This is a genomic window from Algoriphagus sp. Y33 (assembly GCF_014838715.1).
In the GTDB taxonomy this organism is placed as follows: domain Bacteria; phylum Bacteroidota; class Bacteroidia; order Cytophagales; family Cyclobacteriaceae; genus Algoriphagus.
The window spans coordinates 5,390,521-5,403,848 of record NZ_CP061947.1; the positions used below are offsets into that span (position 1 = coordinate 5,390,521).

At 41.8% G+C, this 13,328-nt stretch carries 15 protein-coding genes and 1 riboswitch; of the genes, 7 read left to right on the forward strand and 8 right to left on the reverse strand.

Annotated elements, in window-relative coordinates; translation table 11 throughout:
- Positions 1-70: 70 nt before the first annotated feature.
- Positions 71-475, forward strand: a complete 405-nt coding sequence (locus tag ID165_RS22035; RefSeq protein WP_192347581.1) for an META domain-containing protein — start codon at positions 71-73, stop codon at positions 473-475.
- A 2-nt stretch (positions 476-477) separates the two neighbouring features.
- Here the strand turns inward: ID165_RS22035 and corA are convergent, their stop codons facing one another.
- Together corA and queG are read right to left on the reverse strand one after the other, a co-directional pair.
- The gene (corA, locus tag ID165_RS22040) at positions 478-1,593 is read right to left on the reverse strand and encodes a magnesium/cobalt transporter CorA (protein WP_192347582.1); all 1,116 of its coding nucleotides are present in this window, start codon (positions 1,591-1,593) and stop codon (positions 478-480) included.
- A 15-nt stretch (positions 1,594-1,608) separates the two neighbouring features.
- A complete protein-coding gene (gene queG / locus ID165_RS22045; protein WP_192347583.1) occupies positions 1,609-2,544 on the reverse strand; it encodes a tRNA epoxyqueuosine(34) reductase QueG in 936 nt (311 codons plus the stop codon).
- A 101-nt stretch (positions 2,545-2,645) separates the two neighbouring features.
- Between queG and ID165_RS22050 the strand changes: the two genes are divergently transcribed.
- Together ID165_RS22050 and ID165_RS22055 are read left to right on the forward strand one after the other, a co-directional pair.
- Complete coding sequence (locus ID165_RS22050) at positions 2,646-2,903, forward strand: DUF6364 family protein (protein WP_192347584.1); 258 nt, start codon at positions 2,646-2,648, stop codon at positions 2,901-2,903.
- 7 nt (positions 2,904-2,910) lie between these two features.
- The gene (locus ID165_RS22055) at positions 2,911-3,309 is read left to right on the forward strand and encodes a PIN domain-containing protein (RefSeq protein ID WP_192347585.1); all 399 of its coding nucleotides are present in this window, start codon (positions 2,911-2,913) and stop codon (positions 3,307-3,309) included.
- Here ID165_RS22055 and ID165_RS22060 read toward each other — a convergent pair.
- A complete protein-coding gene (locus ID165_RS22060; RefSeq protein WP_192347586.1) occupies positions 3,306-3,533 on the reverse strand; it encodes a hypothetical protein in 228 nt (75 codons plus the stop codon). The two genes, ID165_RS22055 and ID165_RS22060, sit on opposite strands and share 4 nt — an antisense overlap.
- A gap of 189 nt (positions 3,534-3,722) precedes the next feature.
- Between ID165_RS22060 and ID165_RS22065 the strand changes: the two genes are divergently transcribed.
- Both ID165_RS22065 and ID165_RS22070 read left to right on the forward strand, forming a co-directional pair.
- A complete protein-coding gene (locus ID165_RS22065; RefSeq protein ID WP_192347587.1) occupies positions 3,723-4,823 on the forward strand; it encodes a VWA domain-containing protein in 1,101 nt (366 codons plus the stop codon).
- Between the two features lie 5 nt (positions 4,824-4,828).
- A complete protein-coding gene (locus ID165_RS22070; protein WP_192347588.1) occupies positions 4,829-6,352 on the forward strand; it encodes a magnesium chelatase in 1,524 nt (507 codons plus the stop codon).
- 81 nt (positions 6,353-6,433) lie between these two features.
- Here the strand turns inward: ID165_RS22070 and ID165_RS22075 are convergent, their stop codons facing one another.
- Together ID165_RS22075 and ID165_RS22080 are read right to left on the reverse strand one after the other, a co-directional pair.
- The gene (locus ID165_RS22075; RefSeq protein ID WP_192347589.1) at positions 6,434-6,811 is read right to left on the reverse strand and encodes a GxxExxY protein; all 378 of its coding nucleotides are present in this window, start codon (positions 6,809-6,811) and stop codon (positions 6,434-6,436) included.
- A 104-nt stretch (positions 6,812-6,915) separates the two neighbouring features.
- Positions 6,916-7,278: a DUF1304 domain-containing protein gene (locus ID165_RS22080; RefSeq protein WP_192347590.1), complete on the reverse strand. Its 363-nt coding sequence runs from the start codon at positions 7,276-7,278 to the stop codon at positions 6,916-6,918.
- A gap of 274 nt (positions 7,279-7,552) precedes the next feature.
- Here ID165_RS22080 and ID165_RS22085 point away from each other — a divergent pair, with 274 nt between their 5' ends.
- Together ID165_RS22085 and metE are read left to right on the forward strand one after the other, a co-directional pair.
- Positions 7,553-8,929: a tRNA/rRNA cytosine-C5-methylase gene (locus tag ID165_RS22085; RefSeq protein ID WP_192347591.1), complete on the forward strand. Its 1,377-nt coding sequence runs from the start codon at positions 7,553-7,555 to the stop codon at positions 8,927-8,929.
- A 286-nt stretch (positions 8,930-9,215) separates the two neighbouring features.
- Positions 9,216-9,414: riboswitch (cobalamin riboswitch) on the forward strand.
- A gap of 187 nt (positions 9,415-9,601) precedes the next feature.
- The gene (metE, locus tag ID165_RS22090) at positions 9,602-11,929 is read left to right on the forward strand and encodes a 5-methyltetrahydropteroyltriglutamate--homocysteine S-methyltransferase (RefSeq protein WP_192347592.1); all 2,328 of its coding nucleotides are present in this window, start codon (positions 9,602-9,604) and stop codon (positions 11,927-11,929) included.
- A 327-nt stretch (positions 11,930-12,256) separates the two neighbouring features.
- Here metE and ID165_RS22095 read toward each other — a convergent pair whose 3' ends face one another.
- Genes ID165_RS22095 through ID165_RS22105 form a run of 3 tightly spaced genes read right to left on the reverse strand, consistent with a single transcriptional unit; the run spans position 12,257 to position 13,182 of the window.
- A complete protein-coding gene (locus tag ID165_RS22095; protein WP_192347593.1) occupies positions 12,257-12,562 on the reverse strand; it encodes a type II toxin-antitoxin system RelE/ParE family toxin in 306 nt (101 codons plus the stop codon).
- Positions 12,559-12,777 carry a hypothetical protein gene (locus ID165_RS22100; protein ID WP_192347594.1) on the reverse strand — a complete coding sequence of 73 codons (219 nt, stop codon included), beginning with the start codon at positions 12,775-12,777 and terminating at the stop codon, positions 12,559-12,561. The genes ID165_RS22095 and ID165_RS22100 overlap by 4 nt, the downstream gene beginning before the upstream one ends.
- A 42-nt stretch (positions 12,778-12,819) precedes the next feature.
- On the reverse strand, positions 12,820-13,182 hold the full coding sequence (locus ID165_RS22105; RefSeq protein ID WP_225586870.1) for a n-acetylglutamate synthase: 363 nt from the start codon (positions 13,180-13,182) through the stop codon (positions 12,820-12,822).
- Between the last annotated feature and the right edge of the window lie 146 nt (positions 13,183-13,328).

Here is a 13,328-nt window from a genome sequence, read left to right on the forward strand (position 1 = left end):
ATTTGTTCTATAGTTGTAAAATAAGACTGATTTGACTTCTAGAACTCAGTTTGACTTAACCAAACCAACTATGAAAAAGTTACTGTATGTCCTTTTTGTTTTCATTCTTGCTGCTTGCAGCTCCAGTTCTTTTCCGGGCAAAAACTGGTATGGCAGACACCTGACTGTGGTGGAGATGATGGGGAACCCTGTTCAAACTTCAGGATCTCCGAATGATGCACATTTGATATTCAATTCAGAAAATAGTCTTATCAACGGAAGTGGAGGGTGTAACCGGATTTTTGGAGATTTCGTTTTGGATAAAAGAAAATCTTTAAGATTCTCCGACGTGGGAGCTACACGGATGACGTGCCAAAACCAGACTTTTGAAAACAGATTCTTGGATTTGCTAGATCAAGTCAGGTATTATGATGTAGATGGAGAGATGCTACTGCTGAAGAATGGTAGAAAAGAAGTGATTCTGAAGCTTCAGTAAGGTTAAAGCCAATTTTTCTTTCTAAAGAAAAGCAACATTCCTATCACCGCAGCCGTCATTCCTCCCATAACCACGAAATAGCTGTATTTCCAATGAAGCTCAGGCATATTGTCAAAGTTCATCCCGTAAACTCCTGCGACAAAACTAAGCGGGATAAAAATGGTGGAAATGATCGTAAGCACTTTCATGATGTTGTTCATGCGGTTGGAAAGGCTGTTCATGTAGAGATCCAGTACGCCTGAAGACATGTCGCGGAAGACTTCCATGGTTTCGATGACTTGTATTGTATTTTCGTAAAGATCCCGGATAAAAGGTCTGGTTTCCGCACTGATTTTATCGTCAGCATATTTATCGAAGGAACCGATTACTTCCCGCAGTGGGTACACTGTCCGGCGGAGATCCATCATTTCACGTCTTTGGGCATAGAGTGATGTAAGTGTTTCGTTTCCGGGTGTGGTCATGGCTTGGGACTCCAAATTTTCTATACGTTCGCCTACATTTTCCATAACGATAAAATAGTTGTCAATTACCGCATCCAGCAATGCATAAAGCAAATAGTCGGCTTTTCGCTGACGAATGGCACGCTTGGGATCTGTCAGTCGACTTCGTACAAATTCAAACACATCACCTTTTTTCTCTTGAAAAGTCAATAGAATCCCATCTTTTAACACGAAGCTGATCTGCTCCTCATCTATTGGTGATTCGGGACTGGAGCATTGAATCATTTTCATGGCAGCAAAAAGGTAGTCATCAAATGCTTCCATCTTCGGACGTTGATCTACACTCAGAATATCCTCAAGAGTCAGCTTGTGTATGCCGAAAAACAAGCCGATCTTCTCTAGTAATTCTACATCGTGCAAACCAATAATGTCTATCCAGAGCACCTTTTTCTTCAGCTTCAGATGAGCCTCCAGCTGATCGGGATGAATGGATTCCTCGTAGAAATCAACCTCATCATAGGAGGTTAGGTTGATTAACACATCTTCCAGTTTTTTTTCTCCGGTAAAAACCAAGGCTGCGGGCGGCAGGCCGATTTTATGGTTCTTGTTCTTTTTTTTCTTTTTAGGTTTGAAAAGCTTCTGTACAGCTTTACTATTATTTGGCGTTTGCGGGCTCATAAGAATCTCCTGAGATTATTTTGATTTAAGAAAATCGACATTTCTTTTCAGTCCAGCAAGTTTAGTGCGCTTTACTGCCGATTTTTTGAAGACCTTACGGAAAGTTTCCTCAGTGATTTCCTGCCAATCGGATTTTGACAATTGTTTCAAGTCTTCATTGGGTTGAAATAGTGGTTCTTGATTTGGTTTGGCAAAACGGTTCCAAGGGCATACATCCTGACAGATATCGCAGCCAAAAACCCAATTTTCCATTTTTCCTTTGAACTCCCTTGGAATGGAGTCTTTCAGCTCAATGGTCAGGTAAGAAATACAGCGGGAGCCGTCTACTACGCCATTATCCACAATCGCATCAGTAGGACAGGCATCTATGCAGGCTGTGCAGGTGCCGCAGTAATCTTTGGAGAGGGGGGTATCCGGCGCAGCTTCCAGATCAATGATGAGTTCGGTCAGAAAAAAGAAACTTCCCATCTCTTTATTAAGTAGAAGGCTATTCTTCCCCAGCCAACCCAAGCCTGCTTTCTGTGCCCATTGTCGCTCCATGACCGGAGCGGAATCCACAAAGCCACGCCCATCGATTTCACCGATTTCATCACGGAGGATTTCCAGAAATTCATTGAGCTTATCCCTTATTACAAAATGATAATCCTCTCCGTAGGCATACTTAGCAAGTTTTATATCCGATTTTCCAGTTGGCAGCTTTTCCTCAGGATAGTAATTGTAAACGAGTGAAACGACTGTTTTGGCGCCTTCCACGAGTTTGGTCGGGTCAAGGCGTTTGTCAAAATGGTTCGCCAGATAGCCCATTTGACCGTGGTAATTACGATTCAGCCACTCCTCCAGTCTAGGTGCTTCCTCTTCCAAAAATCCCGCTTTTGCTATCCCGCAAAAGTCAAAGCCCAGCCGCTTGGCGGTAGATTTGATAAGGGAAGCATTTTTCTCGGCGGGAGTCATGGGGTAAAGATAGGGGAGTTTGGTTTTAAGGAAGAATCTTAAACCGTTGTGGAACTTTTTTCCATAAAACACACGTATATTTAATCAAAACACGTGTAATCATGAAAACAAAACTTACACTCACTGTAGAAAAAGAAATTGTAGAGAAAGCCAAGCTTAAAGCTGCCAGTAGGGGTATATCGCTTTCAAAAATGTTTGAGGAGATTTTTGAAAAGGAAAATCCGGAAGTAGAGAAAACCCCGGAACAGCTTGCTGCCGCACGATTTTTAGAAAGATTAAAAAGAGAGGCTCCAATCAAAGCCTTTGAAAAATCGGACAAAGAATTAATCCGCGAACACCGGAATAAAAAATATGCATAGGATCTTTTTGGATACAAATGTTGCACTCGATTTGGTGGCAAATCGGGAGCCATTTGTTGAGGAATCTAAGCCATTTCTTTCCCTAGTAGCTGAAGGAGAAGCTCAACTTTTTATTTCTGAAGTTTCTTTAGGTCTGTTGATTTACATGTCCTTTGACAGGTACAAGCTAGTTGATGCTAAGGAAAAATTGTTGCAGTTTATGGAGTTTTGTCGAGTGATTTCAGGGGGAAAAGAAGCATTTTTAAATGCTATGAATTCAGATTTTAAAGACAAAGAGGATGGACTTCAATATTTTACTGCCGTGGACAATAAACTGGATTTTTTAATCACACGGGATAAAAAAGACTTTAACTATGCAAACGGCGAAATTCCAGTTATGTCGCCAAAAGAATTTTTTGCCAGCTAATTTATTTGGTTTAGCTCCGGAGTATCCTGATACCATCTCTCCTCAAAAGTTTCCTTGACCACCACATCTGCAGTCAGGACAGACAAAACCATCCAGAAGATCAAAATCGGGCTAGAAAGAAACAGTATCCAAATCAGAAACATAGATAAATTGAACTGAATAGAAGTTATGAATATGATGAGGATACCCGTGACAATCCCCACTGCAGTCAAGTAGTCTTTCATCTTTTTTGGCTTTTTGCTCCGTTTATTAAACTCCATTACCTATCTGTGTGTTATGTGCTTTGTCGGAAGTTTACAAATAGGCTTACATTAGAATTTCAATTATTTCCGACTTATTTTGGTTTAGTACGACACTCGTTGGTCGATGTAAAACCATTCTTGAATCTTACTTCTAGCATCTAAAATCTAACAATGAAAGGATTTCGATTTACTCAGTTCGTGCCCACTCAGGATCCTGAGAAGAATACGTTTGAGAATCTGCTGAATATATTTTTGCAATTGGTTACTATGACAGGCGGGGATGTGGCTGAAGCGATGAGCTGGCTCACCAACTTGGACAATCGCTATAATATGACCAATCCCAATTATGGAATTGGAGACTTTTTCGAAGATCTGAAAAGTAAGGGATACCTGACTGAGGAAAACCGGAAGGGTGAGTTTAAGATTACCGGAAAAGCTGAGCAGACCATCCGTAAGTCGGCTTTGGAAGAGATTTTTGGCAAACTTAAGCGTGGGAAATCAGGTCAGCATAAAACCACCCATTCGGGCCAAGGTGATGAGCGGGGCACCGATCGTCGTGCCTATGAATTTGGTGATAATTTGGATCAGATTGCTTTGACGGATTCACTGCGGAATGCTCAGGCAAACCATGGTTTTTCGGGAGACTACCTATTGACGGAAGGAGATTTGGAGGTAGCGGAAAATGAATTTCGCTCCCAGACTTCCACGGTACTGATGATCGATATTTCCCATTCCATGATTTTATACGGGGAGGATAGGATCACTCCTGCGAAGAAAGTGGCGATGGCTTTAGCAGAACTCATCAAGACCCGATACCCTAAAGATACGCTTGATATCATCGTCTTCGGAAATGATGCATGGCAGATAGAAATAAAGGATTTGCCTTATTTGCAAGTTGGCCCTTATCATACGAATACCGTCGCCGGATTAGAATTGGCGATGGATTTACTTCGAAGAAGAAAGAACCCAAACAAGCAGATTTTCATGATCACCGACGGCAAGCCTACTTGTCTGAAAGTGGGAATTAAATATTACAAAAATGCTTTTGGGATTGACAGCAAGATTCTCAGTGAGACGCTGAAACTTGCTGCGCAATGCCGAAAACTGAAGATCCCTGTGACTACCTTTATGATTGCTTCGGATCCCTATTTGAAGGAATTTGTAAAGGAATTTACCAAAGTAAACAACGGGAATGCCTACTACAGCAGCTTGAAAGGGCTTGGGGATCTGATTTTTGAAGATTATAGACGAAATAGAACGAAACGCTTTTAAGCAATATGGACTACCAAAAACTGACACCAAAAGAACTCATCCAAATAAAAACGCTCGGCCAACTCAAAGCTGCCGGCTACCAATCCAAATCCATCAAAGAAGAGCTTCGTGATAATTTGATTTTGAAAATCAAGAAGAAAGAAAATGTCTTTGAGGGTATATGGGGATACGAGGACACGGTGATTCCTGATATCGAGCGGGCCATTCTTTCCCGGCATAATATCAATTTGCTTGGGCTGAGAGGACAGGCAAAAACACGGATTGCCAGAATGATGACTCATCTTCTCGATGAGTATGTTCCTGTGGTTTTTGGTTCGGAATTGAATGACGATCCGTTGCAACCTTTGACCTCTTTTGCCAAGGATATGATCGAGGAAAAAGGGGATCATACCCTAATCACTTGGTGGCATCGGGATGATCGCTATACGGAGAAATTGGCCACGCCGGATGTGTCTGTGGCCGATTTGATCGGAGATGTTGATCCCATCAAGGCCGCTACGATGAAGCTGAGCTATAACGATGAGCGGGTGATTCATTATGGTCTGGTGCCGAGGTCTCACCGTTCCATTTTTGTGATCAATGAATTACCGGATTTGCAGGCTAGAATCCAAGTGGCATTATTCAATATTTTGCAAGAAGGAGACATTCAGATCCGGGGATTCAAACTGAGATTGCCACTGGATATTCAGTTTGTCTTTACTGCAAACCCTGAAGATTATACCAACCGTGGAAGTATTGTTACGCCACTGAAAGATCGAATTGAAAGCCAGATCATCACACATTATCCTAAATCCATCGAGATTGGCAGAAAAATCACTGCCCAAGAAGCCAATCTGAAAGGAAAACCTGTGGATAATATCTATGTCCCTGAGCTGATGAAGGATTTGATTGAGCAGATTGCCATTGAGGCAAGAGGTTCAGAGTTTGTCGATGAAAAGAGTGGGGTTTCTGCTAGATTGACGATTTCTGCCTATGAAAATTTGATATCCGCGGCTGAGAGAAGGATGTATATGAATGGAGAAAAAAACACAATCGTTCGGATTGCAGATTTGATTGGAGTAATCCCTGCTATCACCGGCAAAGTCGAATTGGTCTATGAAGGGGAGCAGGAAGGAGCAGGTTTGGTTGCGTACAATTTAATTGGAAAAGCGATTCGTACTCAGTTTGTCAATTATTTCCCTTCGCCGGAGCAAAAGAAAAAGGAGAAACAAGGCAATCCATATGTGCTGCCACTCGCATGGTTTGGTGAGGGTAATGAACTGGATATTTTGGCTTCTCAAGCTGACAAGGACTATAAAAAGGTGCTTCATTCAGTACCCGGATTGGAAGAAGTAGTAACACAACTGGTGAAGGATCTGCCTGAAAAAGAGAAGGAATTCTTTATGGAATTTGCGCTACATGGTCTGGCAGAATTCTCCCAACTCAGCAAAAAAGTACTGGACACAGGATTGCAGTTTAAGGATTTGTTCAGTTCCATGTTTGATATGGGGCCGGGAGATGAAGATGAGTTCGAGGAGGAGGATTTGTAGGTAGATTCACCGCAGAGTCGCAGAGGGCGCAGAGTTTTTAATTAAACTTTGCGCCTTTTGTGTTAGTGAAACTGGATCTTTTTACAAGTTATTGGCAACTCTTTTTACTCCATCAATTAATTTTAGGGAATTGAAATTGACCAATAAGCCTAGTTTAATTCCCGTGAGCTTTAAATATGTCAGCAATTGAGCTTTGTGAATAGCAGCCAATTCAGACACGGTCTTGACTTCTATGATGACTTTTTCTTCAACCAAAATATCCAGTCTGTAACCTACTTCAAGTTTAATTCCTTTGTACTGTACAGGTACAGCAACTTGGGTTTTTATTTCCAATCCTTGCTGTGTTAATTCAAAAGCCAAGCATTTTTCATAGCTACTTTCCAGCAATCCTGGGCCAAGTTGCTTATGAACCTCTATCGCTGCACCAATAATTTTGGATGAAATTTCGTTTTCAGTCATGATAAAAAGTAAGATTTTAAAAACTAGACGATTTCGAAGTTAGAAGAATTCCGAAAATATTCTAAACCTACTCTTGCGCCCTCTGCGTCTCCGCGGTAAACGCCCTATTTCAAGTGCACCAAAATCAACCCGATCAGTGCAGGCAATCCCTGTACCCAGAAGATTTTTTTACTTGCCGTCAAGGCACCGAAAATGCCGGCGACAAGCACACAGCCCAAAAAGAAAATAGCAACATACGTGGACCATTGTTGATCTTCAATCAGTAGTGACCAGATCAATCCAGCAACCAAGAACCCATTGTATAAGCCTTGATTGGCAGCTAAACCTTTGGTTTGGGGAAATAATTCAGTAGGTAGTTGTTTGAAAGTTTTTCTGCCGATAGTTTCCCATGCGAACATTTCGAAATATAAAAAGTAGAGATGGAGAGCGGCGATAAGGGCGATGATAATTTTTGAAGCGATTTCCATAATTTCTTGAGATTTTCGACAATCTAGTAATTTTTTTAAGTTCAATAAATCTTAGACAGAGACCTTATAAACCTGCTCGGTTTTGCTTATCTCAAGATTAGTTTCTGAAAACTGATTATTCAGACAAGGGTTCGCCAATAATGGTATCAGTCAACAAAATAAGTTGTTTACTTTCAAAACGATTAACCCTTGAAGGTTTTTACAGAGTTGATTGGTAAAAGCTATTTCTCTGACTGCATACTGAGACTGAAAACTGATACCTTATCTTTGCCCCATGCCAGAAACTAATCTTCCTATCGACTTCGAGTCTCAGATGCTCGAACTACTCGGTAAAGCCGAATTTGAGCAATTTAGAAAGGCTATTAACAATCCTTCCCGCACTTCTATCAGAGTAAATCCTTCCAAAAATTTTTCGCTTTCTTGGGCAAACACGCAAATTTTCTGGTCTAGGAATGGCTTTTTTCTTAATGATCGACCCTCATTTACACTTGATCCTGCCATTCATGCCGGTGCATATTATGTGCAGGAAGCATCATCAATGTTTATCGAACATATTCTTTATTCCTTGGACGTTCCAAAAGGGATTTACCTCGACATAGCGGCAGCTCCCGGAGGGAAGACAACTCTACTTTCTTCGTATTTGGGTAATGAAGGAACGCTGATTGCCAATGAGGTCATCCAGTCCAGGGCGCAGATCTTGAAGGAAAACGTCATTAAATGGGGATTGGGAAATACCGTGGTGACCAATAATGATCCAGAACATTTCGAGGCTTTGGAAGGTTTTTTCGATTTGGTTTTGGTGGATGCCCCCTGCTCGGGAGAGGGAATGTTTCGCAAGGACCCGCAAGCTCGGGACGAGTGGTCGATAGACAATGTGCAGCTGTGTTCCGCCCGCCAAAAGCGGATTATGGATCAGGCAGGAGCTTTGGTGAAAGCGGACGGGTATTTGGTGTACAGCACCTGTACATTCAATGAGCGGGAAAATGAGGATTTGATCCGGTTTTTGACGGAAGAGTTTTCCTATGAACCTGTCAGGATTCCGTTTGATGCCAGTTGGAATATAAGGGAGACGTCAGTAGACTCTGATGGTAAAACATTTTATGGGTACCGTTTTTTCCCTCATCTGGTAGAGGGAGAAGGGTTTTTTATCACGGTTTTAAAGCGGTCAGCAGAAGCATATATCCAAGAACCGAAGCGGATGAAGGATTTTAAACATCCTTATTTGAAGGAGGTCTGGAACAAAGAATCCTTCGATCTGGATGAAGAATTGGGATTTGATGGTAGCGGGAAATATTACACACTGAATGATTCTTTTTTCAGAATTTCAAAAGACTGGAATCTGCATTTTCAGAAGGCTTCGCAGCATTTGAGTTTGAAATATTTTGGCGTGGAGCTGGGCAAAAAGCAGAAGAATGACTGGATTCCAACCCATGAATGGGCTGTCTCAGTTTTGCCCAAAAACAATTTTCCCACACATGAGCTTTCGGAAGCTGAAGCTGTTGAATTTCTTAGAAAAAATGACTTTGAAGTTGGTGATCTACCGAGTGGCTGGGTGTTGATAACCTGTAAAAAGCTACCGCTTGGTTGGATCAAAAACCTCGGAAACCGTGTGAATAACTATTACCCAAAGGAGTGGAGAATTAGGATGTGATTTAAGTGAGTAGCTAGTATTTGGTATCAATACTTTTTCAGAAGATCAGATCAAATTTAGTTTCTGGGACAAAATCACATCGATTCGAAGAACATTAGTGTCAAGGCTACTTCTGTCATCCCTGCCTATACCGGCAGGCGTCATTGGCCAGCCTCGCAGTGGCGGTTCTTCCAGCCCGACAAGCAAAGGAATATAGCTACCCGCATCATTACTGATAATTCTCTAATATAAATTCCATTCAATAAAATTGCGTACTTTCACCGTTGAAATAGTTCTTAACTTTATTTCTTAATCAACCGGAAGGGGTTTTACTTAGCTGTAGATTAATAGGGAATCGTGTGTAAATCACGAACTGTCGCGCAACTGTAAGTAGCATACCAAAGACGATCATCCTCGCATGTCCACTGTAGCCAACACCAAGGAGACGGGAAGGACGATGAAAGTCGCTACGAGTCAGGAGACCTGCCTATTCCGAATTGACGATGCTTCCGCGAAATGAGGCCTTTTAGTCAAGTTTGATACGCTTCTTATAGTTCTGTTTATCTGTGCCACGCGGCTCAGACTTAACCTGCTATGTACGTATTTCACTTTTCAGATTGTCCAACTCGCCTGCATGGTGAAATCAAGCTAAAGAGCTTTTAACGAATTATTCATCATTAACAGTTAAAAGAGATGCAGACGCATAATCTTGGCTATCCGCGAATTGGTAGCCACCGAGAACTCAAAAAAGCCTGTGAACAGTATTGGTCAGGCAAAATCACCCTTTCTGACCTGCTCACTGCTGGAGAAAGTATCCGAAAGGACAACTGGAAACTTCAAAAGGATTCCGGAATTGATTTGGTACCCTCCAATGATTTCTCCTTCTACGACCAAGTTTTGGATATGTCCCTGATGGTTGGTGCGATTCCGGAGCGCTATCATGAAGTGATTTTGCAGAAAGGTGGACATGAACTGGACTTGTATTTTGCGATGGCCCGTGGCTATCAGCAAAACGGTTTGGACATCACCGCCATGGAGATGACCAAATGGTTTGATACCAATTACCACTACATTGTTCCTGAGTTTACCAAAAATCAGGAGTTTAAGCTGTTCTCCACCAAAGTCATCAAGGAATTTTCCGAAGCAAAGCAACTTGGAATTTTGACCAAGCCTGTTCTGATAGGTCCAGTATCCTACTTGCTTTTGGGTAAAGAAAAAGAGGAAGGTTTTGAACGGATTGACCTGATCAAAAACCTCCTTCCTGTTTACTTGGAACTGTTGAAAAAGCTTGATGCACTTCATGTAGAATACGTGCAGTTTGATGAGCCTTTTCTGGCAATGGATCTTACCGAAAAGGAGAAAAAGGCATTTTCATACGTCTATGAGGAGATAAAAAAGGCATTTCCTTCTCTCAAAATTATCCTTGCCAATTATTTCGACTGCTTCGGGGAGAATCTCGAAATCGCACTTTCTCTTCCGGTTCATACGTTGCATTTGGATTTGGTACGTTGTCCATCCCAATTGGATGATATTTTGGATTCGGGAAAATTGAAAGCCAACGTCAACTTGTCACTGGGAGTAGTGGATGGAAGAAATATCTGGAAAAATGATTTTCAGCAATCCTTTGCACTGATCGATAAGGCTGCCCACAAAATCGGTGCAGACCGTCTTTGGGTAGCACCTTCTTGTTCGCTGATCCATTCTCCATGCGATTTGGATTTGGAGACAAATGAAGCAACTCTTCCGGCTGAAGTAAAGCAATGGTTGGCATTTGCAAAGCAGAAAATCGCAGAGGTTGTGACCTTGAAAAAGCTTGTAGAAAACAATAATGATTTAGAGGTTTTGGAGAGTTTTTCACAAAATGTGGTGGCAATCGCCAGCAGAAAATCCTCAGCACTTATCCACAACCCACAGGTCAAAGATCGGGTAAAATCTATTGTAAAAACCGATGATCAGCGTAAAAGCAGCTTCTCAAGCCGCCAATCCAAGCAAAAAGTTGCTTTAAATCTCCCACTTTTTCCCACAACGACTATTGGTTCATTTCCACAGACTACCGAAGTACGCTCTTGGAGAGCGAGATTTAAGAAAGGCGATTTGACCAAAGAAGCCTACGAAAAATTGCTTGAGGAAGAAACCAAAGAGTCAATCATCTGGCAGGAAGAAATCGGCATGGATGTGCTCGTGCATGGAGAGTTTGAGCGAAATGATATGGTGGAGTACTTCGGGGAGCAGTTGGCCGGGTTTGCGTTTACCAAGTTTGGCTGGGTGCAGAGCTACGGCAGTAGGTGTGTGAAGCCACCGATTATTTATGGAGATGTACATAGACCTGGGCCTATGACGGTGCGTTGGTCAGCTTTTGCGCAGTCACTAACGGATAAACCGGTCAAGGGAATGCTTACAGGCCCAGTGACAATCCTGCAATGGAGTTTTGTGCGTAATGATCAGCCTAGATCCCAAACGTGTACTCAGATTGCTTTGGCTATCCGTGACGAAGTAGTGGATTTGGAAAAGGCTGGAATTGGCGTAATTCAGATCGATGAGCCTGCGATCCGAGAAGGGCTTCCGCTTCGCAAAGCTGACTGGCAGGCGTATTTGGAATGGGCGGTTCGTGCATTTAGGATTTCCGCCAGCGGCGTGAAAGACGAAACGCAGATCCATACACACATGTGTTATTCAGAGTTCAATGATATCATTCAGAATATCGCTGACATGGATGCGGATGTGATTACGATAGAATGCTCCAGATCTCAAATGGAGTTGCTGGATGCTTTTGCGGAGTTTAATTATCCAAATGAAATCGGACCTGGAGTCTATGATATTCACTCGCCACGGGTGCCGTCTAAAGCCGAAATGATTGCATTAATGGAAAAAGCGAAAGCAGTGATTCCTGCGGGAAATCTATGGGTAAACCCGGATTGTGGCTTAAAAACCCGACACTGGGAAGAAACCAGAAAGGCACTGATCGAAATGGTGTCTGCCGCAAAGAAACTGCGTGAAGCAGTGACTGAGCCTGTGAGCTAAAAACAAGTTGCCTGGCGGAGTAGGATTCCGCTGGGCGATTTTTTCTAACCGCGGTGAGCACGGAGGTTTACGCAGAGAACGCAGGTTAATCATTGAGGTACTTGTTTTGAATCGCTTTTGCCATAGAAGGCCAGACAACTCTTTTACCAGATTTCAGACTCTTTTTCTAAATCCTCCTGGGTGATAAATTTCTCATTTTTCACATCCTCTGATCGTGATTTCAATTTTTCAAAAAGCCTTGATTTTATTTTTTCCAGATCTAAAAATCTTCCGTATTTGATATCATCTTCCTCTTCAATTGCCTTTAAAAGAAGTCTCTCCTGGTAGTCAGAATTTCATTTTTGAGGGATTTTGTCTAGAGTCGAAAAAATCAGTTATATATAGCTTATCCTCTTCAATTCTATAAATTATTTTAATATTCATGTAAAAAATACGGCGATGATTTTTGCCCAAATGAGATAAGAATGGTTCCTTCTGACCCAGATAAGGATTTTCAACCAGCAGTTGCACTTTTTTTAATAATTCTCTAACAATTTTATCTACAATGAAAGCAGGGATATCAAGTTCAAAAAGATAGAAATCTGTCGTTTTATCTAGTGAATTCCAAGCTTCCTCTGTAAAATGGATTCTCATTTATTTAGTTTCTTGGACATTCTTCTCTTTATTTCCTCAATATCCATTACTCTACCATATTTTATATCCTCCTCGCTTACCTGTGCAGTAGAATTTAATCTTGCCTCATAGTCTGCTCGATTGGCCAAAAACAGTTTGATTTCTTCAAGCCATTCTTCGCTCTCCACATCTGCTATCATGGAATATATATCTGATCTTAATTTTTCCTTTTTCATAATCTGCTGATTTTTGTCTCTCTAATTTAAGGCTTTTACCAATCAAATCTCCTCAATTACACTTTCTCCTTTTGATTGATCGCCTGAGGTCCATTCCCAGATTTCATGGAGGCGGATTTTCCCGTTTTCCAAGATTTCGGGTTTAGAATGGCAAATTCCCGTCATCAATTCGCCTTTGTTATTCACCTGATGATAGCGCATGTTGATGTTTCCGGACTCGTCCACTAAACCTATCAGATGGCCTTTTAGGATTTTTCCGCCGGCATATTCAGCAGTCAGAATGTTAGCGTCCTGCTTATAACGAAAAATAGTCTCTTCGGATGTTTCTCCATTTTCGGTGTTCTGGACGGCACGGAAAGAGCGGTTGTTATAATTGATCAGCATCGATTCATCTGGATTTTGCATAAGTTGAGGTTAAAATTTTTACTGTATATCCGCTTTTCTACCTGTAAGGAAGCAAAAGCGATATAAGATTTGGTAAACTTTAGCGAGGAGGCTGCTTCGGTCATCGGTCTTCCAGCCAGTAAAGCAAGGAAAATATGGCTACTGGT